Below are 26,746 nucleotides of genomic sequence, written 5' to 3'. Positions count from 1 at the left end.
CCGCCACTCCTCTTCTACTCCTCTTCGGCGGGCTCCTCGAAATCGCCCGCGGCCACCCGCAGGGGCCGCAGCATCGCGAAGATCTCCCCGCACTCGTCCGCCCCGTACGTCCCCAGGCCGAAGTCCATCGCCATCAGATCGCGCGTGGCCGCGTCGACCACCTCGCGGCCCTTCTCCGTGATCGACGCGAGCGTGCCGCGGCCGTCCTTGGGGTTGGGCCGCTTGGCGACCAGGCCCGAGGCGACCAGGCGGTCCACGGTGTTGGTCACCGACGTCGGGTGCACCATCAGCCGCTCGCCGATCTTCGACATCGGCAGCTCCCCGGCCTTGCTGAACGTGAGCAGCACCAGCGCCTCGTAGCGCGCGAACGTCAGCCCGTACGGCTTGACCACCGCGTCGACCTGGCCCAGCAGGATCTGATGGGCCCGCATGACCGAGGTGATCGCGGCCATCGAGGGCACGGAACCCCACCGCTGCTTCCAGAGCTCGTCGGCTCGGGCGATGGGGTCGAAGGGCAGGCTGAGCGGCTTGGGCACGGTCTTGAGCCTACCGTTCGGTCACTGCACGGACGGCGGTATCTCAGATCCCGGACGTGACCGGACGGCCCGGCTCCGCGGCCACGGCGGCGGCCTCGCGCACCAGCCGCACCGCCGTCGCGAGGCTCAGCCCGCGCTCGGCCTTGCGCAGCGCCTTGATGGCGTGCAGCTCCTGGCTACGCGCGTCGACCCCGGCCTCGGCGAGGATGCCGCGCACCCACTCGGCCCGCACCTCGCGCTCCGGCCGGGCGGCGTGCTCGGCGATCAGCGCGGCGGCGCGCTCCAGGCCGGGCCGCTCCTCGGCGCCGGCGGTGGCCAGCGCCTCGCGTATCGCGGTGGCGGCCGCGTGCGAGTCGCGGAGCACGACGACCTCGAAGTCGGCGCCGGACTTCTTCGCCCCGCCGGTGAACACGTCGAGCATGGCAACTCCCCCTGCAAACCTTGATCGTGGATCACCGAGAGCCTACGACAAGCCGCACGACGCTCCCCACCACGAGGGTCCCGATCACGCCGCTTCCCGCCACGACCCAGTGCGCCGGAACGTACTCCGCGGCGGCCCCCGCGAGCGCCATGCCCGCGCCCTGCACGGACATCGCCCCCGCCGTCTGCAAGGTCATCGCCCGGCCACGCAGCTCCTCCGGCACGGCGGCGACGAACCACTGGTCGAGGCCGAGCGTGTACGCCGCGCCCAGGCCCGCGAGCGCCACGGTGGCCAGGGCCCAGCCGAGCGACGGCCTCAGCACGTAGAGCAGGAACGGCAGCAGGAGCACGGACGCCGCGGGGAGGGTGATGCGCTCGCGGGCTCGCGGGCTCAGCAGCGAGCCCGCGAGCACCTCGCCGACGATCGTCCCCACGGGCATCCCGCACATCAGCAGCCCCACGCCGGCCGTGCCGGCGCCGATCGCGTCCGCGTACGGGGCCGCCAGGGACTCCGGTGCGACGAGGAAGAACGGCGGGGCCCAGGAGAGGAGCAGCAGGGCGCGGGTGCGGCGGTCCGCGAGGAGCTGCCGGGCGCCGGACAGCGAGGCGCCGATGACGTCCGCTCTTCCGGCAGCCCGGGCCGGGCGGCGGCGCGTACCGAAGCGCAGCAGCAGGGCGGAGGCGAGGAACCCGGCGACGGTGAAGAGCAGGGCCGCGCGCGGGGAGACGGCGGTCAGCAGCAGCCCGCCCGCGGCGAAGCCCGCGAGCTGCGCGCCCTGCGTCACGATCCGGATCAGGGAACGGCCGAGAACGAACAGGTCGCCCTCGCCCAGCACGTCCCCGAGCGTCGCCGACCTCGTACCCGCCAGGACGGGCCCTATCAGGGCGCTGAAGCCGCGCATCGCGAGCAGCACGGCCACCGGGGCACCCGGCAGGGCCGTCACCGCCGCGCTCGCCGCGCAGAGCAGATTGCAGACCACGAGCACCCGGCGGGCGGGCGCCCGGTCGGCGACCCCGGCGAGCAGGGTCCCGCCCAGCAGGTACGGCAGGAACCCGAGCGCGAAGGCCAGCGCGCTGAGCAACGGCGACCCGGTCACCCGGTAGACGAGGACGGACAGCGCGATCTCCCCGGTGACGATCCCGAGAAGCGAGAGCAGGTGCGCTGCGAACACGGCCCGGAACTCGCGCACCCCGAAGACGTCGCGGTAGCCGGCGGGCCGGCCGGATATGGACTCGGCGACAAATGTCATGCCCAGCAGCCTGCGCAGGCACGCGCCGCGGACCGTACTCTTTCGGCTGCGGACGAAGGACTGGGCGCGGGCCGGGGGGCCGGAAAGGGTGGCCGGCATGCCGCTGCACATGCATTTCGCACCCGGTGACCTGCTGCGCTGCCGGTTCGGGATCTCGCCGCTGTGGGAGACCCACCAAGCCCTCTACACGCTGCTGCGCCCCGAGCGGCACGGCTACCACCTGCCGTGGCTGCGGCGCGGACGGGAGGCGGCGGCCGGGCTCGACCTGACGCTGCTGTCCCTGCTGATGCCGGGCAAGGGGCACCACCCGGACTTCCTCTGCCCGCCGCCCGAGGGGCCGCTGGAGTCCTTCGAGGACGAACTGGCGCGCGTACGGGCCACGGACCCGGCGACGGCCCGGGACGACTTCGCGAAGTCACTGGCCTGCACCCCGGGGGCGGCCCGCTCACGGTCGGGCCGGGCGATCCTGGCCGACCCGGACGGCGCGGTCCGGCAGCTCACGGCGCTCTTCGAGCGGGCCTGGCACCTTCTGCTCGTGCCGGAGTGGCCGCGGCTGCGCGCGCTGCTGGAGGCCGACGTGGCCTTCCACGCGCGCCGTCTGGCGGACGGCGGCCTGGAGCGCCTCTTCTCCGAGCTGCACCCGTCGCTGGTGTGGGCCGGCAACACGCTGACGGTCAGGCACCGCAACGACCACACCCGGTCGCTGGGCGGACGCGGCCTGATGCTCGTGCCGAGCGTGTTCGCCTGGCCCGACGTGATCGGGGGCTTCGAGGCGCCCTGGCAGGCGACTGTGGTCTACCCGGCGCGCGGCATAGGCGGCCTGTGGGCGCAGCGGGATCCGCGGGCTGCGGACGCCCTGGTCCGCCTCCTGGGCCCCAACCGCGCGGCCCTCCTGGCCTCCCTGACGGAACCGGCCTCCACGACGACCTTGTCCGCCCGCCACGGCCTGGCCCTCTCCTCGGTCTCGTCCCACCTCTCCGTACTCCGCGCAGCAGGCCTCCTCACCTCCCGCCGCCAGAGCCACCAGGTCCTGTACGAACGCACGCCCTTGGGGATGGCCCTGGTGGGCGGCGTGCACGTGTGAAGGGTTCAGAGCCGGCGGCCCTGCCGCCACCTGCCCCGCCGGGGCAGCGCGCACACCTGAGGACTCAGACCCGCGCCTCCCTCAGCACGGGCCTCAGCCCATCGGAGCGAGCTTCCCGAAACCACCGATCTTGAAGGCACGCGACAGGCACGGTTCTGTACATGAGTGAGACCTTGTCGATCACTGAGGCGCGCGCCCGTTTCGAATCTCTGGTCCGACGGGCCTCGCACGCCCGCGAACGCATCACGATCACTGATCACGGTCAGCCCGCAGCCGTCCTGATCAACCCCGAAGAGCTCGCCGACATCGAGGCCGCTCTCGCACTGGCTCAGTACCGGGAGCAGCAAGCCGCCGGGACCCTGGTCCTCATCCCACACGAAGAAGCCCGCGCCCGGCTCGGCCTGGGGCGTGAGTGAACCTACAGGTCAACGACGAACGGCCCGGGCCGGACGCGCATTCACGCGCCCGGCCCGGGCCGTTCCCGTAGCCGGGAGATCAGCCCTCCGCGAGGTACCGCTCGACCGTTTCGACCTTGGACGTCAGGCCGTCCGTCACGCCCTCGCGGATGTCCGCCTTCAGGACCAGGGACACGCGGCCCGCGCGGGCCTCGACCGCCGCGACCGCGCGCTTGACGACGTCCATGACCTCGTCCCACTCGCCCTCGATGGACGTGAACATCGCGTCCGTACGGTTCGGCAGGCCGGAGTCGCGGACGACGCGGACCGCGTCCGCCACGTATTCGCCGACGTCCTCACCCACACCCAGGGGCGACACCGAGAATGCGACGATCATGCGTTGACCACGCCCTCCTTGCGGGCGCGGGCGGCGATGACGCTCGCCTCGGCCTCGCGGCGCAGCATGCGCTCGGCGAAGAAGCCGCCGGTCGGCAGGACGGAGAGGACGAAGTAGAGGGCCGCGGTCTTCACAGGCCACTTGGTCTTGTTCCAGGCATCCAGCCAGAAGAGGACGTAGATGACGAAGAGGATGCCGTGGACGGCGCCCATCACCGGTACGGCGTTGAAGTCCGTCGTGCGCTTGAGCACGGAGCAGACGATCAGCAGCAGGAAGGAAACGGCCTCCGGGGCGGAGACCAGGCGGAGCCGGCGCAGGGCGGAGGCGGTCTTGATGTCCACGGGGGTACGCACCTTCGTGAGTCAGTGGTCAGTGGCTGGACAGTGGCGGAACGACTACGGCTTGTGATGACATTCACAAGCTCCCCCATTGTTGCAGCCCGGATCCCGATCACCGGATCCGGGGTCATTCAGGGAGCAATCGGGGGCCGATCAGGGACCAAGGGCCTGTCGGACCGGCGAGTCCGCCCGCTAGCTTCTTGCCGTGGCACAGTTTCGGCTCCAGGGGAGCAAAGTCCTCGCCGTCGACCTGACGGGCGACGCGGTCAAGGCCAAGAACGGGTCGATGGTCGCGTACGAGGGCGACATGACGTTCAAGAAGATGACCGGCGGCGGTGACGGCCTCCGCGGCATGGTCACGCGCCGGCTCACCGGCGAGCAGATGGAAGTGATGGAGGTCAAGGGCCGCGGCACCTGCTTCTTCGCCGACCGGGCGACCGAGATCAACCTCGTCTCCCTCCGCGGCGAGACGCTCTACGTGGAGGCCAGCAATCTCCTGGCCGCCGACTCCTCCCTGCGCACCGGCACGACCTTCACCGGCCTGCGCGGCGCCTCCCAGGGCAACGGCCTGTTCACGACGACCGTCGAGGGCACGGGCCAGGCGGCGATCATGTCGGACGGCACGGCGATCGTCCTGCGCGTGACGCCGTCCACGCCGCTCCAGGTCGACCCGGGGGCGTACATAGCGCACACCGGCAAGCTCAAGCAGCACTTCCAGTCCGGGGTCAACTTCCGCACGTTCATCGGCGAGGGCTCCGGCGAGGCCTTCCAGATCCGCTTCGAGGGCGAGGGCCTCGTCTACGTCCAGCCCAGCGAGCGCACGACGTTCGGAGGTGACGTGTGAGCGACGCACGCGCGGCCACCGGGCCGCGGACGACCACGAAGGCCGCACCTCTGCGCCGCGCGGGCGGAGATGGGGGCACCTCCCATGCCGTTCAGGCTATGGGGGAGAACGAAAGGGGCGCAGTGTGATGCCGTTCCGGCCTCTGAACTCCCGCATGGTCGAGGCGAAGATCGCGCCCGGCCAGCGCCTCTTCAGCCAGCGCGGCGCCATGCTCGCCTACAAGGGCGACGTCTCCTTCACGCCGAGCATCACCGGCGGCCAGGGCGGCGTGATGGGCATGATCGGCCGCCGCATCGCCAATGAGGCCACTCCGCTGATGACCGTGGAGGGCAACGGCACGGTGATGTTCGGCCACGGCGGCCACCACGTCCACGTGGTGGAGCTGGCCGGCGAGACGCTCTACGTGGAGGCGGACCGCCTGCTCGCCTTCGACGGCACCCTCCAGCAGGGCACGATGTTCATGGGCTCGCAGGGCGGCGTGATGGGCATGGTCCGCGGCCAGGTCACCGGCCAGGGCCTGTTCACGACGACCCTCAAGGGCCACGGCGCGGTCGCCGTGATGGCCCACGGCGGCGTCATCGAGCTGCCGATCCGCTCCGGCCGCCCCGTGCACGTGGACCCGCAGGCGTACGTCGCCCACCGCGGCGACGTGCGCAACAAGCTCTCCACGGCCCTGGGCTGGCGCGAGATGGTGGGGCGCGGGTCCGGGGAGGCGTTCCAGCTGGAGCTGTCCGGCGAGGGCACGGTCTACGTTCAGGCGTCGGAGGAGAAGCTTTGAGCACGGTGAACGGCCCGGTCGTCTTCGACGCGCACACTCTCCCGTCCGACGACAACGTCAATCCGTACGCCTTCAGCGTGGATCTGGACGGCCAGTGGTTCCTCCAGAAGGGCAAGATGATCGCCTATTACGGGCGCATCGACTTCCACGGCGTCGGCCACGGCCGCCTCGACCGCCTCATCGCCCACAGCTTCCACTCCCCGCTGCACGCCGCGGACTGGGTGGTCGCCGAGGGGAAGGGCAAGATGCTGCTCGCGGACCGCAGTTTCGACGTCAACTCCTACGATCTGGAGGACGGCAATCTGACGGTGCGGTCGGGCAATCTGCTGGCGTTCCAGCCGTCGCTGTCGCTCAAGCAGTCGATCGTGCCGGGCTTCCTGACGCTGATCGGCACGGGCAAGTTCGTGGCGGCCTCCAACGGCCCGGTCGTCTTCGTCGAGCCGCCCATCCGGGTGGATCCGCAGGCCCTCGTCGGCTGGGCCGACTGCCCCTCGCCCTGCCACCACTACGACCACCAGTACCTGCGGGGCGTGGTGGGCGGGGTGCGGGCGTTCACGGGGCTGGGCGGGACCTCCGGCGAGGAGCACCAGTTCGAGTTCGTGGGCGCCGGTACGGTGCTGCTCCAGTCCACCGAGCAGCTGATGGCCGACATTCCCACCGGTGAGACCCCCCAGCAGGCAGGCGTCCCGCACGCAACACCCTCGAATCAGCCATCTATGCCCCGGATGCCGGGCCAGCTCGGAGACCTCCAGCGCCGCTTCGGGCTGTGAGCGGTACTCTGCGGAGTGTGACGTCGAACGTGTGACCTCACACTCCGCCCCCGTTGGTTAATCTTTCAACTTTCTTAGGTAGAATTCCTCTATGTCTATGGACACCGAGAACGGCACCCGCTGGCTCAGCGAAGAGGAACAGCGCGCCTGGCGCGCCCACCTGGACGTCAGCCGCCTGCTGATGCACCAGCTCGAACGGGACCTGCAACCGTTCGGCCTCACGAACAACGACTACGAGATCCTGGTCAACCTCTCGGAGTCCGAGGACCACCGCATGCGGATGAGCGACCTCGCCACCGCCACCTTGCAGTCGAAGAGCCGCCTCTCGCACCAGATCACCCGCATGGAGAACGCGGGCCTGGTCCGCCGCGAGAACTGCGAGTCGGACCGCCGGGGCCTGTACGCCGTCCTCACGGAGCACGGCTGGGACACGATGCGCCAGGTGGCCCCGCACCACGTCGCCTCGGTGCGCGAGCACTTCATCGACCTCCTGGGCGAGGCCGACCTCAAGGCGCTGCACGCCTCCCTGACCCCGGTGGCCCAGCACCTGCGCTCGCTCCGCGGCCGCAGCTGAGCCGGCCCCGCCGCCCCGCTCCGTAGCCCCAACTCCGCCGCCCCGCTCGCCCCGCCGTCAGGGGCGGGCCTCCGCCCCGGTGTATCCGGCCCAGATGCGGGCCGGGAAGACGGTGCCGCGCCGGGAGTCCTCACCTCCCACCGCGGTCATCGGCAGGAGCGGCCCCCCGTCCGGCTTCGTGCGGAACATCGTGACGGCGGTGGACAGGCTGTCCGTGTAGCCCACGTACCAGGCCGAGTTCATCCGGTCCTGGTCGCCGGTGCGGGCCGCCGCGTGGCCCTCCGGGGTGCGCAGGGCCTCCGTGACCTCCTCCGCGGTCTCCTTCGCGAGGGCCCGCCGCGCCTTGGCGCGGCTCTCGAAACCCCCCACCGAACTGCCGTCCTTGACGACCTTGGTGACCGAATACGGGTCGCTCTGCAAGCCCTCGTTGGCGAACGTGCCGTACGCGGCGGCCATCCGCACGGCGCTCGGCGTGGACGAGCCGATGGGGAACGACTCGTCCAGGCGGGCCATGCTGCCCTTGAGGAGCCCGGCGCGCACGGCCGTGTCGCGGACCTGCCCCGGGCCGGCCTCCTTGCCCAGGCGGACGTACGTGGCGTTGCCGCCCGACGTCAGCGCCCGGCGCAGGGTGGGGTGGTTCTCGTCGGGCCCCTGGCCGGAGCGCAGCTTGCCGGCGTCGTCGTAGTAGCTGTCCGCGTCCGCACCGCCCTCCAGGGCGGCGGCCAGGACGAACGGCTTGAAGGCCGAGCCCACGGGGACGCCCGAGGTGTCGGCGTTGTTGGCGAAGTGTTTCGTGGCGTCGGGCCCGCCGTAGAGGGCGAGGACGGCGCCGTCCGAGGGGCGCACGGACGCCGCCCCGACCTGGACGTCCGTGTCGCTGTCCGGGCGCTCGGCGGGGTCGATGCCCTGGGCGACGACGTCGTCGACGGACTTCTTCAGCCGCTGCATCCGGGCCTTGTCGAAGGTGGTGTGGATCCGGTAGCCGCCGTGGGCCAGGTCCTGCTCGGTGAGCATGGCCCGCTGCTTGATGTACTTGTTGGCGACGTCGACGAGGTAGCCGGTCTGGCCGCCGAGGCCGCCGGCCATGGACGGCTTGCGGGGCTCGGGGAAGGTCCGGTACGTGTCCCGCTCGGCGCGGGACATGCGGCCGGTCCGCACCTCCCGGTCCAGGATCCACTTCCAGCGCTCCACCGCCCGCTCGTGGTTGCCCGTGCTGACCGACGGGTCGTAGAGCTCGGCGCCCTTCAACAGGGCGGCCAGCATGGCGCTCTGACTGGGGTTCAACTTCTTGGCGGGAATGCCGTAGTACGACTGGGCCGCGGCCTCGATCCCGTACGCCCCGCGCCCGAACCAGCTGGTGTTGAGGTAGCCCTGGAGGACCTCCTGCTTGCTCTTGGTCCGGTCCACCTTCAGGGCGATGACGAGCTCCTTGACCTTCCGGGTGGCGGTCTGCTCCTGGGAGAGGTAGGTGTTCTTCACGTACTGCTGGGTGATCGTGGAGCCGCCCTGGGTCTCCTCGCCACCCGCCGTGCTGGCGAAGGCCCGCACGATGCCCTTGAACGACACGCCGCGGTCGCGGTAAAAGGTCTCGTTCTCGGCGGCTATCACGGCGTTCTGCGCGGACTCCGGCACGTCGGACAGGTGGACCATGGTGCGGTTGACCTCGCCGACGCTCGCGAGCTGCGAACCGTCCGACCAGTAGTACGTGTTGGCCTCCTGGCGGGCGGCCGCGTTCTCGTCGGGGATGTCGACGGTGGCGTAGACGTACGCGAACAGGCCCGTCGCGCACGCGACGAAGAACAGCACCGTCCCGAGCCACTGCCGCCACGACGGGAGCCAGCGGCGCACGCCGCGTTTGCCGTGGCGCGGGTAGTCGACGAAGCGCTTGCGGGGCGCCGCGGCCGCCGTCGCCTCCTTTTTGCGGCGGCGGGGACGCAGTTTGTGCCGGTTCTTACTCAAGGGCTGATCGCTCTCGACGGAAACGGGGTACGTCGGTGGAGACGATCCCGGAGCAAGATCCGTTTCAGTTATTCGTGTGAGCGTTCTATGACAGGTGGGCGTTCTGTGACAGAAGTGACCGGCCGGCCCGGACCGTGACAGAAGTGACCGGCCGGCCCGGACGGCCGCCGGGCGCTCAGCTGTTCGTGATCCCCGCCACCAGTTCGTCCGCGGCCGCGTACGGGTCCAGCGAGCCGCCCACGATGCGCTCCGCCAGGGCGGTCAGGCGGCGGTCGCCGTGGAGGTCGGCGATGCGCTCGCGCAGGGCCGTGACGGCGATGGTCTCGACCTCGCGCGCGGCCCGGGCCGTGCGGCGGTCCGCCAGGACGCCCCGCTCCTCCATCCAGGCCCGGTGCTTCTCCAGCGCCTCGACCAGCTCGTCCGTGCCCTCGCCGCGCGCGGCCACGGTCTTGACGATGGGCGGCCGCCAGTCGCCGGGAGCGCGGGCCTCGCCCAGGCCCAGCATGTGGTTGAGCTCGCGGGCCGTGGCGTCGGCGCCGTCGCGGTCGGCCTTGTTGACGACGTAAACGTCGCCGATCTCCAGGATTCCGGCCTTCGCGGCCTGGATGCCGTCGCCCATGCCGGGGGCGAGGAGCACCACGCTCGTGTCGGCCTGGGAGGCGATCTCCACCTCGGACTGGCCGACGCCGACCGTCTCGACGAGGATCACGTCGCACCCGGCCGCGTCCAGCACGCGGATGGCCTGCGGGGCGGCCCAGGCCAGGCCGCCCAGGTGGCCGCGCGTGGCCATGGAGCGGATGTAGACGCCGGGGTCGGAGGCGTGGTCGGACATCCGTACGCGGTCGCCGAGCAGGGCGCCGCCCGAGAACGGCGAGGACGGGTCGACGGCCAGCACGCCGACCCGCTTGCCCATCCGCCGGTACGCGCTGACCAGCGCCGACGTGGAGGTGGACTTGCCGACGCCGGGCGAGCCGGTGAGGCCGACGACGTACGCGCCGCCGGTCAGCGGGGCCAGGGCGGCCATGACGTCGCGCAGGTGCGGGGACGCCCCCTCCACCAGGGAGATCAGCCGGGCCACGGCGCGCGGCCGGCCTTCGCGGGCCTGCTCCACCAGTGCGGGGACGTCCACCATCACGGCTCCGTTCTCAGAAGGGCTCTCGGCGCGGGTTACTTTCCGGGCACCCGGATGATCAGGGCGTCGCCCTGGCCGCCGCCACCGCACAGGGCCGCCGCGCCGATGCCGCCGCCGCGCCGCTTGAGCTCCAGCGCGAGGTGGAGGACGGTGCGGGCGCCGGACATGCCGATCGGGTGGCCGAGCGCGATGGCGCCACCGTTGACGTTCACCTTTTCCGGGGATACGCCGAGGTCCTTGATTGACTGCACGAGGACGGCGGCGAACGCCTCGTTGATCTCGATGAGATCGAGGTCCTCGACGGTCAGGCCCTCGCGGCGCAGCGCGTGCTGGATGGCGTTGGAGGGCTGGGAGTGCAGGGAGTTGTCGGGGCCTGCGACGTTGCCGTGGGCGCCAATCTCGGCGATCCACGCAAGGCCCAGCTCCTCGGCCTTGGCCTTGCTCATCACGACGACGGCGGCGGCGCCGTCGGAGATCTGCGAGGAGGTGCCGGCGGTGATGGTGCCGTCCTTGCGGAAGGACGGGCGCAGCTTGCCGAGGACCTCGGTGGTGGTGTCGCCGCGGACGCCCTCGTCGTGGGCGAAGACGACCGGGTCGCCCTTGCGCTGCGGGACCTCGACGGGGGTGATCTCGGCCTCGAAGATGCCGTTCTTCTGGGCGGCGGCGGCGCGCTGGTGGGAGCGGGCGCCGATCTCGTCCTGGGCGGCGCGGCCGATGCCGAGGCGGGTGTTGTGGTTCTCGGTGGAGGCGCCCATGGCGATGGACTCGAAGGAGTCGGTGAGGCCGTCGTGGTCCATCGAGTCGAGCATCTCGATCGCGCCGTACTTGTAGCCCTCGCGGGACTTGGGCAGCAGGTGCGGGGCGTTGGTCATGGACTCCTGGCCGCCGGCGACGACGATGTCGAACTCGCCCGCGCGGATGAGCTGGTCGGCCAGGGCGATGGCGTCGAGGCCGGAGAGGCAGACCTTGTTGATGGTCAGGGCGGGGACGTGCATGGGGATGCCGCCCTTGACCGCCGCCTGGCGGGCCGGGATCTGGCCGGCGCCGGCCTGGAGCACCTGACCCATGATCACGTACTGCACCTGGTCGCCGCCGATGCCGGCCCGGTCGAGCGCGGCCTTGATGGCGAAGCCGCCCAGCTCGGCCGCGGAGAAGCTGCGCAGCGAGCCGAGCAGCTTGCCCATGGGCGTACGGGCGCCCGCGACGATCACGGAAGTGGTGCCGGCTTTGCCGTTCGTACCAGTCATGGCAGCGGCCCTTTCGGGTGGTGGATGGTCGACGGGGCGTCCGGCGCTTCCGGCCGGTGGTCCGGGGGTTGTCCCCCGGGGAGTGCAGCACGAGTGTTTTCGTCAATGTACTGAGCGGTACTCGCGCGGTCACCGGGCTGCGGGTGTGATCGCAAGCACGTTGCGTACACGTTGCGTGACCAAGCCGTACGGCGGTGGACTGGTTCCATGCTGACGCGTATCGACCACATCGGGATCGCCTGCTTCGACCTCGACCGGACTGTCGAGTTCTACCGTGCCACGTACGGCTTCGAGGTGTTCCACACCGAGGTCAACGAGGAGCAGGGTGTCCGTGAGGCCATGCTGAAAATCAATGAGACCTCCGACGGCGGGGCCTCGTACTTGCAGCTGCTGGAGCCGACGCGGGAGGACTCCGCGGTGGGCAAGTGGCTGGCGAAGAACGGCGAGGGCGTTCACCACATCGCGTTCGGCACGGCGGACGTGGACGGGGACTCCGAGGGCATCCGGGACAAGGGCGTCCGGGTGCTCTACGACGAGCCGCGGCGCGGTTCGATGGGGTCGCGGATCACCTTCCTGCACCCGAAGGACTGCCACGGCGTGCTGACGGAACTGGTCACCTCGGCGCCCCCTGCGGACCAGGAGCACTGACCCGCACTCCCCCCGGCCGGTAGAGTGCGGGTTCGGCCGGGGTCCTGGGGTGGGGGCCCGGACCGGGCTGTACCGATGATCTGACACCATTTCTTCGGAAGGGCGGGCTCCGGATTCCAACCGATACACGCGGGAACGGGCCGGCCGCCAAGGCGACCAGGGGACGGATGGGACCGCGCAGTGCGGGGCAACGACCGCTACGAGGCTGACGACCACCTCTCGCAATTCGAAGCCGAGATGGAGCGGCTGAAGAAGGAGCGGGAGAAGGCGGTCCAGCACGCCGACGACCTCGGCTACCAGGTCGAGGTGCTGCGCGCCAAGCTCCACGAGGCGCGCCGCAATCTCGCCCACCGCCCGGCGTACGACACCGCCGACATGGGTTACCAGGCGGAGCAGTTGCTCCGCAATGCCCAGATTCAGGCGGATCAGATGCGTACGGACGCCGAGCGCGAGCTGCGCGAGGCCCGGGCGCAGACGCAGCGGCTGCTCCAGGAGCAGGCCGAGCGCCAGGCCCGGATGGAGGCCGAGCTCCACGCGGAGGCCGTCGCCCGCCGCCAGCGCCTGGACGAGGAGCTCAACGAGCGCCGCCAGACCGTCGAGTCGCACGTCAACGAGAACGTCGCCTGGGCCGAGCAGCTGCGGGCGCGCACGGAGTCGCAGGCGCGCCGGCTGCTGGAGGAGTCCCGGGCGGAGGCCGAGCAGGCCCTGGCCGCGGCCCGCGCCGAGGCCCAGCGCCTGGCCGAGCAGGCCCGGTCCCGCCTCAGCTCCGCCGCCGACGAGGCCCGCGCCGAGGCCGAGGCGCTGCTGCGCCGGGCGCGCAGCGACGCCGAGCGGCTGCTGACCGCCGCGTCCGCGCAGGCGCAGGAGGCCACCGACCACGCCGAGCAGCTGCGGGCGGCCGCGGGCACGGAGAGCGAGCAGGCGCGTACGGTCGCGGCCGAGCTGAGCCGTACCGCCGACGCCCGCTTGCAGGAGGCCGACGCGGCGCTGCGCGAGGCGCGCGCCGAGGCCGAGAAGCTGGTCACCGACGCGAAGGACAGCGCGGCGCGCACCCTCTCGGGCGCCGAGTCGGAGAACGAGCAGCGCACCCGTACGGCCCGGGCCGAGGTGGCCCGGCTGGTCAGCGAGGCCACGAAGGAGGCCGAGGCCCTCAAGGCCGAGGCCGGGCAGCTGCGGGCGGACGCCGCCGCGGAGGCCGAGCGGCTGGTCGCCGAGGCCGCGGAGAAGGCCCGCAGCGCCGCCGCGGAGGACTCCGCGGCCCAGCTCGCCAAGGCCGCCCGGACGGCCGAGGAGGTCCTGTCCAAGGCCTCCGAGGACGCCCGCGCCACCACGAAGGCCGCCGCCGCCGAGGCGGAGCGCATCCGCAAGGAGGCCGAGTCCGAGGCCGAGCGGCTGCGCGAGCAGGCCGCGGACACCGCCGAGCAGCTCAAGGGCGCGGCGAAGGACGACACCAAGGAGTACCGCGCCAAGACCGTCGAGCTCCAGGAGGAGGCGCGGCGGCTGCGCGGCGAGGCCGAGCAGCTGCGGGCCGACGCCGTCGCCGAGGGCGAGCGGCTCCGGGGCGACGCCCGGCGCGAGGCGCTCCAGCAGATCGAGGAGGCGGCGAAGACCGCCGAGGAGCTGCTGGCCAAGGCCAAGGCCGACGCGGAGGAGACGCGCGGCAGCGCGGCCGCGGACGGCGAGCGGGTCCGCGGCGAGGCCGCCGAGCGGGCCGCCTCCCTGCGCAAGCAGGCCGAGGAGGCCCTGGAGCGGGCGCGCACCGAGGCCGAGGAGATGGCCGAGGAGGCCGAGGACCACGCCGAGCGCACCCGCACCGAGGCCGAGGAGGCCGCGCGGAAGCTGCGCGAGGAGACCGAGAAGGCCGCGGAGGCGCGCCGCGCCGAGGCCGACGCGGAGCTGACCCGCCTGCACACCGAGGCCGAGCAGCGCGTGGAAGCCGCCGAGAAGGCGCTGCGCGACGCCCGCACGGAGGCGGAGCGGCTGCGCCGCGAGGCCGCCGAGGAGACCGAGCGGCAGCGCACGGAGACCGCGGAGCGGGTGCGCGCGCTCCAGGCGCAGGCCGAGACGGAGGCGGAGCGGCTGCGCACCGAGGCCGCCGAGGAGGCGGCCGCCGCCCGCAGCGAGGGCGAGTCCGCCGGTGCGCGGCTGCGCGCCGAGGCCAACGCGGAGGCCGAGCGGCTGCGCGGCGAGGCGCAGGAGACCGCCGACCGGGTGCGGGCCGAGGCGAACGCCGCCGCCGAGCGCACGGCCGCCGAGGCCGCCGAGGCGCTGGCCGCCGCGCAGGAGGAGGCCGCCCGCCGCCGGCGCGAGGCCGAGGAGCTGCTGGGCGACGCCCGTACGGAGGCGCAGGCCGAGCGCGAGGCGGCGCGCGAGCAGAGCGAGGAGCTGCTGGCTTCGGCGCGCAAGCGGGTCGCCGAGGCGCAGGAGGAGGCCCGGCGCCTGGTCGAGGACGCCGAGCAGCGCGCCGCCGAGCTGGTGTCGGCCGCCGAGGCGACCGCGCAGCAGGTGCGGGACTCCGTCGCGGGGCTGCACGAGCAGGCCGAGGAGGAGATCGCCGGGCTGCGCTCGGCCGCCGAGCACAATGCGGAGCGCACCCGCACCGAGGCGCAGGAGGAGGCCGACCGGGTCCGGACCGACGCGTACGCCGAGCGCGAGCGCGCCGGTGAGGACGCGGCCCGGATCCGCGCCGAGGCGCAGGCCGCTTCGGAGGCTTCCGCCGCCGAGGCGGAGCGCACGCTCGCGGAGGCGGTCACGGAGGGCCGGCGCCTGGAGGCGGAGGCCGCCCGCACGCTGGAGGAGGCCACCGACAGCGCCCACGCCAAGCTCGCCGAGGCGGGCGTGCAGGCCGACGAGCTGCTCTCCGAGGCCATGGCCGAGGCGGAGAAGCTGATCGCGGAGGCCGAGGAGACCGCCGAGCAGGCGCGGCGCGACGCCGCCGCCACGGCCGACGAGGCGCGGGCCGCGGCTGCCGCCCGCCGCTCCGAGGCCGCCGAGCAGGCCGACGCCCTGATGGCGGAGGCCACGGCGGAGGCGGAGCGGCTGGTCGCCGAGGCCACGTCCGTCCTGGACGAGGCCCGCGAGTCGGCGCAGGAGCAGCAGGCGGAGGCGGCCGCGGAGGCCGCCCGGCTGCGCGCCGAGGCCGAGCAGACGGTCACGCAGGCCCGTAAGGACGCCGGCAAGCACCGCGGCGAGGCCGCGGAGGCCGCCGAGGCGCTGCTCGCGAAGGCGAAGGCCGACGCGGAGCGCACGGTCGCGGAGGCGTCCGCCCGGTCCAAGCAGATGCGCACCGACGCGTCCGACGCCCTGGCGTCGGCCGAGCAGGACGCGTCCCGGGCGCGGGCCGAGGCCCGCGAGGACGCGAACAAGATGCGTTCCGAGGGCCACGCCGAGGCCGCGCGGATCGTCAAGGAGGCCGAGGAGCTCACCTCCGGGGCGCAGGCCGAGGCCGACCGCATCGTCGACGAGGCCCGCGAGGCCGCGGGCCGGCGTCGCACGGAAGCGGCCGCGCAGGCCGACGAGCTGCTCGCCGAGGCCACGGCCGAGGCGGAGAAGCTGCGGACCGAGGCCGCCGCGACGGTGGAGGCCGCGCGCCGCGACGCCGCCCGTACGACGGAGGAGGCAAGGGAGGCCGCCGAGGCCGCCCGGGCCGATGCCGCCGGGCAGGCCGAGCGCACGCTCGCCGAGGCGGACGCCGAGTCCGAGCGGCTGCGCGGCGACGCCGCCCGCGTCCTCGACGAGGCCCGCGAGGCGGCGAACAACCGCCGTGCGGAGGCCGCCGAGCAGGCGGACACCCTCGTCGCCGAGGCGGCCTCGGAGGCCGAGCGGATGGCCGCGGAGGCGGCCGAGGCACTGGCCGCCGCGCAGGAGAACGCCAACAGCACGCGCGCGGACTCCGCGCGGATCAAGGCCGACGCCGTCCAGGAGGCGGAGCGGCTGCGCGCGGAGGCGCGTGCCGAGGGCGAGCGGACCGTCGACGACGCTCGCGAGGCCGCCGCCAAGCGGCTGGCCGACGCCGGTGAGCAGGCGGACGCCCTGATCGCCAAGGCGCAGGAGGAGTCGCTGCGCACGGCCGCGGCCGCCGAGGAGCAGGCCGACACGATGGTGGGCGTGGCCCGCCGCGAGGCCGAGCGGATCGTCTCCGAGGCCACCGGCGAGGGCAACGCCCTGGTGGAGCAGGCCCGTACGGACGCGGACACCCTGCTCGCCGAGGCCCGTGGCGACGCGACCGCGATAAGGGAGCGGGCCGACGAGCTGCGCTCGCGCGTCGAGGGCGAGGTCGAGGAGCTGCACGGCCGGGCGCGCCGCGAGGCCGCCGAGGCGATGCAGTCGGCGGGCGAGCGCTGCGACAAGCTCGTCGCGGCCGCGACCGAGCAGCTCGCGGAGGCCGAGGAGAAGGCGAAGAAGCTGCTGTCCGACGCGAGCAGCGAGGCCAGCAAGGTGCGGATCGCCGCGGTGAAGAAGGCGGAGGGGCTGCTCAAGGAGGCCGAGCAGAAGAAGGCCGCCGCCGTACGCGAGTCGGAGCGCCTGCGCACCGAGGGTGCGGAGGAAGCCGAGCGCCTTGTCGAGGAGGGAAAGCGGGAGTTGGAGGTCCTGGTGCGTCGTCGCGAGGACATTCAGGCGGAGATTTCCCGTGTCCAGGACGTGTTGGAGGCGTTGGAATCTTTTGAGGCCCCGGGGGCCGGAAGCGCCAAGGATGGCGGCGGGGTGAAGGCAGCGGCCGGTGCCGGTGCTACTCGTTCGGGTGGCAAGCAGTCACAGAAGTAGCCACTCAAACGGGGGGACATTCTCCAGATCTGCCAACCATTCACCTGATGACACGCCGCTCGCACCCCTAGGATTCCCTCTATCACCTCACCGGTCTCTTATGACAGGAACCCCATGAGTGACACTTCCTCCCCCTTCGGCTTCGAGCTTGTGCGGCGTGGATACGACCGCGGCCAGGTGGACGACCGCATTACCAAGCTCGTCGCCGACCGTGACAGCGCACTGGCACGCATCACCTCTCTGGAAAAGCGCATCGAGGAGCTGCACCTCGAGACGCAGAATGCTCAGGCCCAGGTCAACGACGCCGAGCCGTCCTATGCGGGGCTGGGGGCGAGGGTCGAGAAGATCCTTCGGCTGGCCGAGGAAGAGGCCAAGGATCTGCGTGAGGAGGCCCGGCGCGCCGCCGAGCAGCACCGCGAGCTCGCCGAGTCCGCCGCCCAGCAGGTGCGCAACGACGCCGAGTCGTTCGCCGCCGACCGCAAGTCCAAGGCGGAGGACGAGGGCGCGCGCATCGTCGAGAAGGCCAAGGGCGACTCCGCCCAGCTGCGGGCCGAGGCCCAGAAGGACGCCCAGTCCAAGCGCGAGGAGGCGGACGCCCTCTTCGAGGAGACCCGCGCCAAGGCGGCCCAGGCCGCCGCCGACTTCGAGACCAACCTGGCCAAGCGGCGCGAGCAGTCCGAGCGCGACCTGGCCTCCCGTCAGGCCAAGGCGGAGAAGCGGCTGGCGGAGATCGAGCACCGCGCCGAGCAGCTGCGCCTGGAGGCGGAGAAGCTGCGCACGGACGCCGAGCGGCGCGCCCGCCAGACGGTGGAGACGGCACAGCGCCAGGCCGAGGACATCGTGGCCGACGCCAACGCCAAGGCCGACCGCATCCGCAGCGAGTCCGAGCGCGAGCTGGCGGCGCTCACCAACCGCCGCGACAGCATCAACGCCCAGCTGACGAACGTCCGCGAGATGCTGGCCACGCTGACCGGCGCGGCCGTCGCCGCGGCCGGCGTCCCCGGTGACGACGAGCCGATGTCGCGCGGCGTCCCGGCGCAGCAGAGCCGCTGAGCCGACCGGAGCACCGGCGAAGCCTAAGCGCTGGTCCGTGCCCTGTGCGCCGCTCGTGCGGGCGCACGGGGCGGCGGTCCGGAGGCCGGCCCCGCCCTCCTCCGTCCTTCTCCGCTCTCCTCCGCACTCCTGCGTCTCCCCTTCGCTCTCCTCCGCGTCCGAACGGGTGTCCTTCGCACCCGGACGGGCCGCTACCGCCGGCAGGGTGCCCGGGTCGCCCTTACCGTGGCGGGATGATCGAGCTGCAGGGCCTGACCAAGCGCTACGGCGAGAAGCTCGCCGTCGACGGCCTCACCTGCACCGTCAGGCCCGGGATCGTCACCGGATTCCTGGGGCCCAACGGCGCGGGCAAGTCCACGACGATGCGGATGATGCTCGACCTCGACCGGCCCACCCACGGCACGGTCCTCATCGACGGGCAGCACTACCGGCAGCTGAAGGACCCGCTCCGGACCGTCGGCGCCCTGCTGGACGCCAAGGCCATGCACGGCGGTCGCAGCGCCTACAACCACCTCCTGTGCCTGGCGCAGAGCAACGGCATCCCGCGGGCCCGCGTCCGCGAGGTTCTGGACACGGTGGGCCTCACCGCGGTGGCCAAAAAGCGCTCCAAGGGCTTCTCGCTCGGCATGGGGCAGCGCCTGGGCATCGCGGGCGCGCTGCTGGGCGACCCGCAGATCCTGATGTTCGACGAGCCCGTCAACGGCCTCGATCCCGAGGGCATCCACTGGATCCGCAATCTGATGAAGAACCTCGCCGCCCAGGGGCGCACGGTCTTCGTCTCCTCGCACCTGATGAGCGAGATGGCCCTGACCGCCGACCACCTGATCGTCATCGGGCAGGGCCGGCTGCTGGCCGACACCTCGATGGCGGACTTCATCCGGCAGAACTCGCGGTCGTACGTACGGCTGCGCTCGCCCGAGATCGAGCGGCTGCTGGACGTGCTGGCGGGGGCCGGGATCACGGCGGTAACCACCGAGGACGGCCATCTGGAGGTCGACGGCACGGAGTCGGCGCAGCTGGGCGAGCTCGCCGCGCGCCACAAGCTCGTGCTGCACGAGCTCAGCCCCCAGCAGGCGTCCCTGGAGGAGGCCTTCATGCAGCTCACCGCCGAGTCGGTGGAGTACCACGCGCACAGCGCGCCGCCGGGCGGAGATCCCCGGCCCGTTGCGGGTGCGGACGCCCCGCCGGACGCCCCGCCGGACGGCGGCGCGGCACCGCCCGGTGGCGGCTGGGGAGCCGACTGGCGGAAGAAGAAGGGATCCTGACGATGGCGGTGGTGGGACAGGTCCTCCAGTCGGAATGGACGAAGATCAAATCGGTGCGGTCGACGGTGTGGACGCTCGGTCTCGCACTGGTGGTGACCGTCGCGCTCGGCGCCCTGATCAGCGCTTTCACCCGCAGCAACTTCAAAGAAATGCCGCTGAGCGAGCGGGTGAATTTCGACCCGACCTTTACGAGTTTCGCGGGAATGGGACTCGGCCAGCTCGCCATGATCGTGTTCGGGGTGCTGGTGGTGTCCAATGAATACAGCACCGGAATGATCCGGACTTCTCTGGCGGCGGTTCCGCAGCGCGCCACGTTCCTCTTCAGCAAGATCACCGTTGCGACGTTCACCGCGTTCGTGATCGCGATGGTGACGAGCTTTGTCTCCTTCTTCGTCGGGCAGGCGATGCTCGGCAGCCACCGGACGTCGATCGGCGATGCGCACGTCCTGCGCGCGGTGATCGGCGGCGGGCTCTATATGACGCTGATCGCGGTGTTCTCGATGGGCGTCGCGGCGATGCTGCGCAGTCCGATGCTCTCGCTCGGCATTCTGATGCCGTTCTTCTTCATCATCTCCAGCATCCTCGGCGCGGTGAAAGCCACGAAGAAGGTCGCGCAGTACCTGCCCGACCAGGCCGGCCACAAGGTCATGCAGGTCGTGACGGTCGGGGACGACGCCCCGTACGGGCCCTGGGGCGGCTTCGCGATCATGGTGCTGTGGGTGGTGGTGGCGCTGGCGGGCGGCTACGCGGTCCTCAAGCGGCATGACGCGTAGCGCCTTGCCGGCGGTTTTGCCGGTGCGGTGCGCGGGGGTGCCGGGGGCTGCGGATTCCGCCGGGCCCTCACAGTGGGGGTGGATCGCCGTGGCGGCGGGCATTCTTTACGGGGCTCGACAAGCCCGTCAGCGGGCTTGTTCTTCCGCCGCTGCGGCGGGACACCACCGCGAGCCTGACCGGCGGTGCCGAGCCGGGCCGGGCCGTACGTGACGGACGACCGGTGGGCCGACACCCCGCCGGCGAGGAGCCACCGTGACCGACCGCAGTCTGCGGGCCCTCGGGCTCGACGGAGCCCCCGCCGAGCTGCCGCTGACGTATCCCGGCCGGCCCGTCGAGGAGCCCGCCCTGCTGGCGGACGGGCAGCTGCTGCCGCTGCGGCCGGACCCCGGGCCGCTGGGCGGATGGCCGGTGGTGACGGGGATGGGGACGGCGGAAGCTGCGGGCGGCGGAGCCCCCGCCGCCGGGCCCGCGCTCGACGCCTTCCTCGACCGCACGCACGCCGCCCGCGTCCGCTCGCGCCGCCCCGTCCTCGCCGTCGGCTCCAACGCCTCCCCCGCCCAGCTGCACCACAAGCTCACCGTGCGCGCCGTGGCCGCCACCGTGCCGATGGTGCCCGTGGACGTGCGCGGCATCGGCATCGGCTGCTCCGCGCACATCGGGCTGCACGGCTACGTGGCCGCCGCGCCCTACGCCGACCCCGCCGCCCGGCACACGCTCGTCGCCGCCTGGCTGGACCCCGCGCAGCTGGCCGCCGTCGACGAAACGGAATTCAACTACCGCCGCGTATGGCTGCCCGGCGACGCCTTCCCCATGGTGCTGCCGTCGGGGGAGCCGCTCGGCGGCGCGCATCTGTACGTGAGCGTGCACGGCGTCCTCGCCGATCCGGCCACCGGCCGGCCCCGCCCCGGCGGCGGGGACCAGGGCGCGCTCCTGACCGCCCTGCTGGCGGCCTCGGCGGAGCTGCGCGCGCTCCTCGGCCCCGGCCCGGAGCGCTGGGTGGAGCGGGCGCGGGCGGACGAGGCGGTGCGGGCCGAGGGGAAGGCGATCTTCCGCCGGGCGGGCTGGGCCCGCCCCGAGCGCCTGCCCCGGCTTCACCACGAGTAACGGGAACCGTCAGCTCCTCGTTATGCTCCTAACTCTTACGGGGCCCTACGCCCGAAAGAGCTCGTGAGGGGCGGAGCATGATCGAGGCAGTCGGTCTGACAAAGCGCTACGGCGCCAAGACGGCCGTGCACAACCTGTCGTTCCAGGTGCGGCCGGGGGCCGTCACCGGCTTCCTGGGTCCGAACGGATCCGGCAAGTCGACGACGATGCGCATGATCCTGGGCCTCGACCAGCCCACGGCCGGGCACGTGACCATCGACGGCCACCCCTTCCGCAACCTGCCCAACGCCCCGCGCAAGGTCGGCGCCCTCCTGGACGCGAAGGCCGTGCACGGCGGCCGCAGCGCCCGGATGCACCTGCTCTCGCTCGCCCAGCTCGGCGGCATCCCCGCCCGCCGGGTGGACGAGGTCCTCGGCGTCGTCGGCCTCCAGGACGTCGCGAGGCGCCGCTCCAAGGGCTTCTCGCTGGGCATGGGCCAGCGCCTCGGCATCGCCGCCGCGCTGCTGGGCGACCCCCAGGTGCTGCTCTTCGACGAGCCGGTCAACGGCCTCGACCCCGAGGGCATCCTCTGGGTCCGCAATCTGATGAAGCAGCTCGCGGCCGAGGGCCGCACCGTCTTCGTCTCCTCGCACCTGATGAGCGAGATGGCCCTGACCGCCGACCACCTGATCGTGATCGGCCGCGGCCAGCTCATGGCCGACATGAGCGTCAAGGACTTCATCTCCGCGAACTCCGCGGACTTCGCGCGCGTGCGCACCCCGGAGACCGAGCCGGAGAGCCGCGAGAAGCTCACGGCCGCGCTCGTCGAGGCCGGCGGCCAGGTGCTGGCCGAGCCGGACGGCGGGCTGCGCGTCACCGGCCTGCCGCTCCCCCGGATCAGCGACCTCGCCCACGGCGCGGACGTCCGGCTGTGGGAGCTCTCGCCGCACCAGGCCTCCCTGGAGGAGGCGTACATGCGGATGACGCAGGGCGCGGTCGACTACCGCTCGACGGCCGACCAGGTCGCGGCCCTCGCCCCGCCGCCCCCGGGCCACGGCTACGGCCACCCCGGCGCCGGCGCCCCGCAGGGCTGGGCCCCGCCGCAAGGCAACCCCGGCAACCCGTACCCCGTCCTGCCGGGCGAGCAGCCCAACCCGTACGCGCAGCCGCAGGCCGCCGCCCCGCGGCCGCCCCAGGCGGCTCCGCAGCCCCCGGCGGCCGCGCCCGCCCCCGCCTCCGCCCCTGCCGACCTCACCAAGCGCGACAGCGAGGACGCCCGATGACCACCCCCCAGCCCCAGGCGGCCCACCCGGCGGCTCCGCAGACCGCCCCGCAGGCCCCGCCGCACGCCGCCCCCGGCTACTGGCCCGGCACCGCGCCCGCGGGCGGCCCCGCCGGCCCCGTCGGCTACGTGTCGCCGATCCCGGTGCGCAAGGCGACGCTCATGGACGCCGTCTCGGCCGAGTGGACCAAGATCCGCTCGGTGCGCTCGACGATCTGGACGCTGAGCGTCATGGTGGCGATCATCGTCGGCATCGGCCTGCTCATCGCGGCGGGCGTCGACGCCAGCGGCAGCAAGATGACCGGCTCGACGGCCCTGGCCGGCGGCTTCTTCAGCGTGATGCTCGGCATGATCTGCGTGCTCACCCTCGGCGTGCTGACGATCTCCTCCGAGTACGGCACGGGCATGATCCGTACGACGCTGACCGCCTGCCCCGACCGCGTCCGGGTGCTGACGGCCAAGGCGATCGTCTTCTTCGCCCTCACGTTCGCGATCACCCTGGTGTCCACGGCGCTGGTGGCGATGTTCGACGTCGCGATGCTGGAGGACCAGGCCGAGTTCGCCGCCTCCGGCGGCGAGTGGCTCAAGGTCACGGTCGGCACGAGCCTGTTCGTCGGCCTGCTCGGCATCATCTCGCTCGCGGTCGGCACCCTGCTGCGGCACTCCGCCGGTGCGATCACGGTCATGCTGGGCCTGGTGCTGGCGCCGCTCGTGGTGGCGATGTTCATGTACACGGAGAGCCTGTCGAGCGTCCGCAAGGCGCTGTTCGAGTACTCGATCCCCATGCTGCTGTCGGTCTTCTACGGCGCCTCCGGCGAGAGTTCGGCGACCAGCCTCAGCGGCTGGGACCCGCTGTGGGTCATCGCGATCGCCGCGGCGGTCGCCCTCGGCGGCGCGTACGCGTCGCTGCTCAAGCGCGACGCGTAATGCCCTTCCGGCGGATCACGACGACGTGCCGGTCCTGGTGACCTCGCGTTCCGCCGGACTCCCGCCGCTGTGGCAACTCGCCGTTGCGGCGGGCAGGGTCTCCCGCCGCCCCGGGGGCACCTCCCAGCGGTAGCCGGGGGAGATCAACCACGGCGTGGCGGACCGGCGGTGCCGGACCCTGAGCGGCCGGGAGTCCGCAACTCCTCAATACCGCGGTGCGTTACGGGACCGCTGGAGCCTCGCGCTCCGGCGGTCCCGTGCGTTCCAGCAGGACTTGTGCCAGTGCCGCCGGTCGTCGACGCCGGCCCCGTACTGCGGCCAGGCCACCAAGTGCGGTACGCCCGGCGGGATCTCCTGATCGCAGCCGGGGCAGCGGTAGTGCTTCGTGGCCGCTCCGCCGCCGATCGTGCGGACCGCCCACTCCTCCCCCTGCCAGTCCTCCGTGCGCTCCAGGCCGTAGCGGTCGCCGCCCTCTCCGCGGGGAGCGTCGGACTGCTTGTCTGCGCCGCCTCGCGGGCGGTTTCGGCGCGGAGACACGGGGCACCTCGGATGGTCTGGGGAGCTACGGGCCGTGACCAGGTTACGCGCCAGAGTCACCGCGGCGGGCAGGCGTCCCTCCGGCCCCTCACCGGACGCTCTCCCGATCATCATGAAAACTTAACGCGGAGCCGTGCCCATGGCACGTGTCGGCCGTTAATTCCGGTGGGGGATGCCGCGTCGGTCGCTAGGAGGAGCAAGAGCGATGCGCGTTGGAGCATTCGTCCTGTCCGCCCAGTTCCCGGGCCAGGGGCACACCGAGGCCCTGCACCGGGCGGTGCGGACGGCGGTGGTCGCCGAAGAGGCGGGGCTGGATGCGGTCTGGTTCGCCGAGCACCACTTCGTGCCGTACGGCGTCTGCCCGTCGGCGGTCACGCTCGCGGCGCTGGCCCTCGGCCGCACCCGCCGGATCCGGGTGGGCACCGCCGTCAGCGTGCTGCCCACGGTCCATCCGGTGGCCCTCGGTGAGCAGGCGGCCATGCTGCACCTCGCCTCCGAGGGCCGGTTCACCCTCGGGGTGGGCCGCGGCGGCCCGTGGGTGGACCTGGAGGTCTTCAACTCCGGTGTGGCGGCGTACGAGGAGGGGTTCCCCGAGTCCCTGGGCCTGCTGATGCGGTGGCTGCGCGAGCCCCGCGTGGGCGCCGAGGGCCCCCGGTTCAGCTTCCGCGAAGTGCCGGTCGTCCCCCGCCCCGACGATCTGGAGGATCGTTCCGGCCCGCCCGTCGTCGTGGCCTGCACCTCGCCGTCCAGCGTCCGCCTCGCGGCCGCGCAGGGGCTGCCCATGCTGCTGGGCATGCACAGCGGGGACGCGGAGAAGACGGAGATGGTCGCCCTGTGGCGCAAGTGCTCGCTGGAGGCGGGGCGTTCGCCCGAGGAGGTCGCCGCGGCCGGTCACGTCTCGGCCGGGGTGGTGCAGGTCGGGGACCGGCACCAGGAGGCCGCGGAGACGCTGACGAAGGCCATGCCGGGCTGGCTGCACCAGGGGCTCTCCGCCCATGTGACGGTCGACGGGCGGGCCCGCCCGATGCGCGATCCCGTGGAGTACACGCGGCTGCTGTGCGAGCTCCATCCCGTGGGCCCGCCACGGCTGTGCGCCGACCGCCTGGCCGCCACCGCGGAGCGCACGGGCATCACGCGCTTCGCCCTGCTGAGCGAGGGCTCCGGGGACCTCGCCGCCACCGAGGAGAACCTCCGCAGGCTCGGCAGCGAGGTGCTGCCGCTGCTCGCCTGATCCCGTAGGCCCTCCTGCCGGCCCTCCCGCCGGCCTCCCGTTCCCGGGGCTGCTGCCGCTCCCGCACCGCACTCGACACCTCCCGCATGCGGAGCGGCAGCACGACCGCCTCAGCAGTCCCGGAGCTCCGGGGACTGGTTCAGCAGCTGGCCCCGGACCGACGTGAACCGGGCGAGGCGTTCGTCCGCCTCCGGGGCGAGCGGGAAGACCGCCACCCGGTGGCAGTTCTGGAAGGCCAGCCGCACTCCGAAGTGCCGCTCCAGCGCACCGCGGATGGCATCACTGGCCAGCGCCCGCAGCAGCTGGCCGCGGGCCTGCTCGTCCGGCGGAGGCGTCTGGTTGTCGGCGAACTCGCCACCGTCGATCCTGAGCCGGGCCACCAGGGAGCCGATCATCTCCCACGCGTACGGCAGGGAGGTCCGGACGCAGTCGACGAATTCCGCTTCATCGACCTCGCCTCGCTCGGCCTGTTCAAGGAGGGCCGGTGAGACGTCGAGCGACATGGGTTCTCCTCTCGCGACCCCGCGAGCGGGGTCTCACGGATGGGCGAGCGGACGACGACGCCCCGTGCCCGTACGACGACCGCCCGCTTCAACGGTAATTCGGCCACTGCGGGCGCACCAGGAGAACGCACCGACAACCAGCCAACGCCGAAGGGGCCCATCAGGGGCGAATCGCGTCAGGGGGCAGGAGTCGAGTAGCGTTGCCCACCATGCGTCTCGTCATCGCCCGTTGCTCCGTGGACTACGCGGGCCGGCTCACCGCCCACCTCCCCTCCGCCCCGCGGCTGATCCTCGTCAAGGCGGACGGCAGCGTCTCGATCCATGCGGACGACCGCGCCTACAAACCGCTCAACTGGATGTCCCCGCCGTGCACCCTCAAGGAGGGCGACGGAAGCGTGTGGACCGTGGTCAACAAGGCGGGCGAGAAGCTGATCATCACGATGGAGGAAGTGCTGCACGACTCCTCCCACGAGCTCGGCGTGGACCCCGGCCTCATCAAGGACGGCGTGGAAGCGCACCTCCAGGAGCTCCTCGCGGACCGCATCGAGACGCTCGGCGAGGGCTACACCCTGATCCGCCGCGAGTACCCCACGGCCATCGGCCCGGTGGACATCCTGTGCCGCGACGCCGACGGCGCGACCGTCGCCGTGGAGATCAAGCGACGTGGCGAGATCGACGGTGTGGAGCAGCTCACACGCTACCTGGAGCTCCTCAACCGCGACCCGCACCTGGCGCCCGTGCGCGGTGTCTTCGCGGCCCAGGAGATCAAGCCGCAGGCCCGCGTGCTGGCCACGGACCGCGGCATCGGCTGCGTCGTCCTGGACTACGACGCGATGCGCGGCATCGAGGACGACAAGCTGCGGCTGTTCTGACCGCTTCGCGGACTTCGCCGACCTCTCCGATTTCTACGAATTCTCCGACCACCGCGCGGGACGAACGCCGAACGCCGGACGGG

Annotated in this window: 26 protein-coding genes; 16 read left to right on the top strand and 10 right to left on the bottom strand. The window is 72.6% G+C overall.

Annotated elements, in window-relative coordinates:
- Positions 1 to 14: 14 nt before the first annotated feature.
- From D7231_RS05505 to D7231_RS05495, 3 genes are read right to left on the bottom strand one after another with little or no spacing between them, the layout of a single operon-like run.
- Positions 15 to 536, bottom strand: coding sequence for a MarR family winged helix-turn-helix transcriptional regulator (locus D7231_RS05505; RefSeq protein ID WP_120753776.1), 522 nt, complete (start codon positions 534 to 536; stop codon positions 15 to 17).
- 43 nt (positions 537 to 579) lie between these two features.
- On the bottom strand, positions 580 to 957 hold the full coding sequence (locus D7231_RS05500; protein ID WP_120753775.1) for a hypothetical protein: 378 nt from the start codon (positions 955 to 957) through the stop codon (positions 580 to 582).
- 31 nt (positions 958 to 988) lie between these two features.
- A complete protein-coding gene (locus D7231_RS05495) occupies positions 989 to 2,206 on the bottom strand; it encodes an MFS transporter (RefSeq protein WP_241999582.1) in 1,218 nt (405 codons plus the stop codon).
- 97 nt (positions 2,207 to 2,303) lie between these two features.
- On the opposite strand from D7231_RS05495, the gene D7231_RS05490 reads away from it, so the two are divergent.
- Together D7231_RS05490 and D7231_RS05485 are read left to right on the top strand one after the other, a co-directional pair.
- Positions 2,304 to 3,290, top strand: coding sequence for a DUF5937 family protein (locus D7231_RS05490; protein ID WP_120753773.1), 987 nt, complete (start codon positions 2,304 to 2,306; stop codon positions 3,288 to 3,290).
- Positions 3,291 to 3,451: 161 nt separating this feature from the next.
- Positions 3,452 to 3,706 carry a type II toxin-antitoxin system Phd/YefM family antitoxin gene (locus tag D7231_RS05485; RefSeq protein ID WP_120753772.1) on the top strand — a complete coding sequence of 85 codons (255 nt, stop codon included), beginning with the start codon at positions 3,452 to 3,454 and terminating at the stop codon, positions 3,704 to 3,706.
- Between the two features lie 79 nt (positions 3,707 to 3,785).
- Here the strand turns inward: D7231_RS05485 and D7231_RS05480 are convergent, their stop codons facing one another.
- Together D7231_RS05480 and D7231_RS05475 are read right to left on the bottom strand one after the other, a co-directional pair.
- Positions 3,786 to 4,082 (bottom strand): MTH1187 family thiamine-binding protein, encoded by a 297-nt coding sequence (locus D7231_RS05480; RefSeq protein ID WP_120753771.1) that lies wholly within the window; start codon positions 4,080 to 4,082, stop codon positions 3,786 to 3,788.
- Positions 4,079 to 4,423, bottom strand: coding sequence for a DUF3817 domain-containing protein (locus D7231_RS05475; RefSeq protein WP_120753770.1), 345 nt, complete (start codon positions 4,421 to 4,423; stop codon positions 4,079 to 4,081). The genes D7231_RS05480 and D7231_RS05475 overlap by 4 nt, the downstream gene beginning before the upstream one ends.
- Before the next feature lie 202 nt (positions 4,424 to 4,625).
- Between D7231_RS05475 and D7231_RS05470 the strand changes: the two genes are divergently transcribed.
- From D7231_RS05470 to D7231_RS05455, 4 genes are all read left to right on the top strand, one after another.
- Positions 4,626 to 5,264, top strand: a complete 639-nt coding sequence (locus D7231_RS05470; RefSeq protein ID WP_120753769.1) for an AIM24 family protein — start codon at positions 4,626 to 4,628, stop codon at positions 5,262 to 5,264.
- 127 nt (positions 5,265 to 5,391) lie between these two features.
- A complete protein-coding gene (locus D7231_RS05465) occupies positions 5,392 to 6,042 on the top strand; it encodes an AIM24 family protein (protein ID WP_120753768.1) in 651 nt (216 codons plus the stop codon).
- Between the two features lie 5 nt (positions 6,043 to 6,047).
- On the top strand, positions 6,048 to 6,812 hold the full coding sequence (locus tag D7231_RS05460; RefSeq protein WP_120754007.1) for an AIM24 family protein: 765 nt from the start codon (positions 6,048 to 6,050) through the stop codon (positions 6,810 to 6,812).
- Positions 6,813 to 6,909: 97 nt separating this feature from the next.
- Positions 6,910 to 7,386 carry a MarR family winged helix-turn-helix transcriptional regulator gene (locus D7231_RS05455; protein ID WP_120753767.1) on the top strand — a complete coding sequence of 159 codons (477 nt, stop codon included), beginning with the start codon at positions 6,910 to 6,912 and terminating at the stop codon, positions 7,384 to 7,386.
- 57 nt (positions 7,387 to 7,443) lie between these two features.
- Here the strand turns inward: D7231_RS05455 and D7231_RS05450 are convergent, their stop codons facing one another.
- The 3 genes from D7231_RS05450 to D7231_RS05440 all read right to left on the bottom strand — a co-directional run bounded on the left by D7231_RS05450 (position 7,444) and on the right by D7231_RS05440 (position 11,688).
- Complete coding sequence (locus D7231_RS05450; RefSeq protein WP_241999581.1) at positions 7,444 to 9,345, bottom strand: transglycosylase domain-containing protein; 1,902 nt, start codon at positions 9,343 to 9,345, stop codon at positions 7,444 to 7,446.
- 175 nt (positions 9,346 to 9,520) lie between these two features.
- The gene (gene meaB, locus D7231_RS05445; protein WP_194960468.1) at positions 9,521 to 10,477 is read right to left on the bottom strand and encodes a methylmalonyl Co-A mutase-associated GTPase MeaB; all 957 of its coding nucleotides are present in this window, start codon (positions 10,475 to 10,477) and stop codon (positions 9,521 to 9,523) included.
- A gap of 35 nt (positions 10,478 to 10,512) precedes the next feature.
- Positions 10,513 to 11,688: an acetyl-CoA C-acetyltransferase gene (locus tag D7231_RS05440; RefSeq protein ID WP_120753765.1), complete on the bottom strand. Its 1,176-nt coding sequence runs from the start codon at positions 11,686 to 11,688 to the stop codon at positions 10,513 to 10,515.
- A 243-nt stretch (positions 11,689 to 11,931) separates the two neighbouring features.
- On the opposite strand from D7231_RS05440, the gene mce reads away from it, so the two are divergent.
- The 8 genes from mce to D7231_RS05400 all read left to right on the top strand — a co-directional run bounded on the left by mce (position 11,932) and on the right by D7231_RS05400 (position 23,520).
- The gene (gene mce, locus D7231_RS05435; protein ID WP_106677022.1) at positions 11,932 to 12,372 is read left to right on the top strand and encodes a methylmalonyl-CoA epimerase; all 441 of its coding nucleotides are present in this window, start codon (positions 11,932 to 11,934) and stop codon (positions 12,370 to 12,372) included.
- A gap of 180 nt (positions 12,373 to 12,552) precedes the next feature.
- Positions 12,553 to 17,136, top strand: a complete 4,584-nt coding sequence (gene scy / locus D7231_RS05430; RefSeq protein WP_120753764.1) for a polarized growth protein Scy — start codon at positions 12,553 to 12,555, stop codon at positions 17,134 to 17,136.
- A gap of 114 nt (positions 17,137 to 17,250) precedes the next feature.
- A complete protein-coding gene (locus tag D7231_RS05425; RefSeq protein ID WP_120753763.1) occupies positions 17,251 to 18,189 on the top strand; it encodes a coiled-coil domain-containing protein in 939 nt (312 codons plus the stop codon).
- A 233-nt stretch (positions 18,190 to 18,422) separates the two neighbouring features.
- The gene (locus D7231_RS05420) at positions 18,423 to 19,454 is read left to right on the top strand and encodes an ATP-binding cassette domain-containing protein (RefSeq protein WP_120753762.1); all 1,032 of its coding nucleotides are present in this window, start codon (positions 18,423 to 18,425) and stop codon (positions 19,452 to 19,454) included.
- Between the two features lie 2 nt (positions 19,455 to 19,456).
- Complete coding sequence (locus D7231_RS05415) at positions 19,457 to 20,227, top strand: ABC transporter permease (RefSeq protein ID WP_120753761.1); 771 nt, start codon at positions 19,457 to 19,459, stop codon at positions 20,225 to 20,227.
- A 253-nt stretch (positions 20,228 to 20,480) separates the two neighbouring features.
- Positions 20,481 to 21,332, top strand: coding sequence for a hypothetical protein (locus D7231_RS05410; RefSeq protein WP_120753760.1), 852 nt, complete (start codon positions 20,481 to 20,483; stop codon positions 21,330 to 21,332).
- Positions 21,333 to 21,409: 77 nt separating this feature from the next.
- Positions 21,410 to 22,594, top strand: a complete 1,185-nt coding sequence (locus tag D7231_RS05405; RefSeq protein ID WP_120753759.1) for an ABC transporter ATP-binding protein — start codon at positions 21,410 to 21,412, stop codon at positions 22,592 to 22,594.
- Complete coding sequence (locus tag D7231_RS05400; RefSeq protein ID WP_120753758.1) at positions 22,591 to 23,520, top strand: ABC transporter permease; 930 nt, start codon at positions 22,591 to 22,593, stop codon at positions 23,518 to 23,520. The genes D7231_RS05405 and D7231_RS05400 overlap by 4 nt, the downstream gene beginning before the upstream one ends.
- A 204-nt stretch (positions 23,521 to 23,724) precedes the next feature.
- Here the strand turns inward: D7231_RS05400 and D7231_RS05395 are convergent, their stop codons facing one another.
- Positions 23,725 to 24,057 carry an ATP/GTP-binding protein gene (locus tag D7231_RS05395; RefSeq protein WP_120753757.1) on the bottom strand — a complete coding sequence of 111 codons (333 nt, stop codon included), beginning with the start codon at positions 24,055 to 24,057 and terminating at the stop codon, positions 23,725 to 23,727.
- A 205-nt stretch (positions 24,058 to 24,262) separates the two neighbouring features.
- Here D7231_RS05395 and D7231_RS05390 point away from each other — a divergent pair, with 205 nt between their 5' ends.
- Positions 24,263 to 25,288: an LLM class flavin-dependent oxidoreductase gene (locus D7231_RS05390; protein ID WP_120753756.1), complete on the top strand. Its 1,026-nt coding sequence runs from the start codon at positions 24,263 to 24,265 to the stop codon at positions 25,286 to 25,288.
- Positions 25,289 to 25,398: 110 nt separating this feature from the next.
- On the opposite strand, the gene D7231_RS05385 is transcribed toward D7231_RS05390, so the two are convergent.
- The gene (locus D7231_RS05385) at positions 25,399 to 25,791 is read right to left on the bottom strand and encodes an SCO5389 family protein (protein ID WP_120753755.1); all 393 of its coding nucleotides are present in this window, start codon (positions 25,789 to 25,791) and stop codon (positions 25,399 to 25,401) included.
- 209 nt (positions 25,792 to 26,000) lie between these two features.
- On the opposite strand from D7231_RS05385, the gene nucS reads away from it, so the two are divergent.
- Positions 26,001 to 26,663, top strand: coding sequence for an endonuclease NucS (gene nucS / locus D7231_RS05380; RefSeq protein ID WP_194960568.1), 663 nt, complete (start codon positions 26,001 to 26,003; stop codon positions 26,661 to 26,663).
- Positions 26,664 to 26,746: the final 83 nt, after the last annotated feature.

This window comes from Streptomyces klenkii, assembly GCF_003626645.1.
GTDB classification, from domain to species: Bacteria; Actinomycetota; Actinomycetes; order Streptomycetales; family Streptomycetaceae; genus Streptomyces; species Streptomyces klenkii.
This window is presented reverse-complemented; position numbering and strand designations above follow the sequence as displayed.

Excerpts from the sequence above, each read along its gene's own strand:
- D7231_RS05500 (WP_120753775.1), bottom strand. The coding sequence starts at position 957 with ATGCTCGACGTGTTCACCGGCGGGGCGAAGAAGTCCGGCGCCGACTTC.
- D7231_RS05495 (WP_241999582.1), bottom strand. The coding sequence starts at position 2,206 with ATGACATTTGTCGCCGAGTCCATATCCGGCCGGCCCGCCGGCTACCGC.
- D7231_RS05490 (WP_120753773.1), top strand. The coding sequence starts at position 2,304 with ATGCCGCTGCACATGCATTTCGCACCCGGTGACCTGCTGCGCTGCCGG.
- D7231_RS05485 (WP_120753772.1), top strand. The coding sequence starts at position 3,452 with ATGAGTGAGACCTTGTCGATCACTGAGGCGCGCGCCCGTTTCGAATCT.
- D7231_RS05480 (WP_120753771.1), bottom strand. The coding sequence starts at position 4,082 with ATGATCGTCGCATTCTCGGTGTCGCCCCTGGGTGTGGGTGAGGACGTC.
- D7231_RS05465 (WP_120753768.1), top strand. The coding sequence starts at position 5,392 with ATGCCGTTCCGGCCTCTGAACTCCCGCATGGTCGAGGCGAAGATCGCG.
- D7231_RS05455 (WP_120753767.1), top strand. The coding sequence starts at position 6,910 with ATGGACACCGAGAACGGCACCCGCTGGCTCAGCGAAGAGGAACAGCGC.
- meaB (WP_194960468.1), bottom strand. The coding sequence starts at position 10,477 with ATGGTGGACGTCCCCGCACTGGTGGAGCAGGCCCGCGAAGGCCGGCCG.
- mce (WP_106677022.1), top strand. The coding sequence starts at position 11,932 with ATGCTGACGCGTATCGACCACATCGGGATCGCCTGCTTCGACCTCGAC.
- D7231_RS05425 (WP_120753763.1), top strand. The coding sequence starts at position 17,251 with ATGAGTGACACTTCCTCCCCCTTCGGCTTCGAGCTTGTGCGGCGTGGA.
- D7231_RS05420 (WP_120753762.1), top strand. The coding sequence starts at position 18,423 with ATGATCGAGCTGCAGGGCCTGACCAAGCGCTACGGCGAGAAGCTCGCC.
- D7231_RS05415 (WP_120753761.1), top strand. The coding sequence starts at position 19,457 with ATGGCGGTGGTGGGACAGGTCCTCCAGTCGGAATGGACGAAGATCAAA.
- D7231_RS05405 (WP_120753759.1), top strand. The coding sequence starts at position 21,410 with ATGATCGAGGCAGTCGGTCTGACAAAGCGCTACGGCGCCAAGACGGCC.
- D7231_RS05400 (WP_120753758.1), top strand. The coding sequence starts at position 22,591 with ATGACCACCCCCCAGCCCCAGGCGGCCCACCCGGCGGCTCCGCAGACC.
- D7231_RS05390 (WP_120753756.1), top strand. The coding sequence starts at position 24,263 with ATGCGCGTTGGAGCATTCGTCCTGTCCGCCCAGTTCCCGGGCCAGGGG.
- D7231_RS05385 (WP_120753755.1), bottom strand. The coding sequence starts at position 25,791 with ATGTCGCTCGACGTCTCACCGGCCCTCCTTGAACAGGCCGAGCGAGGC.
- nucS (WP_194960568.1), top strand. The coding sequence starts at position 26,001 with ATGCGTCTCGTCATCGCCCGTTGCTCCGTGGACTACGCGGGCCGGCTC.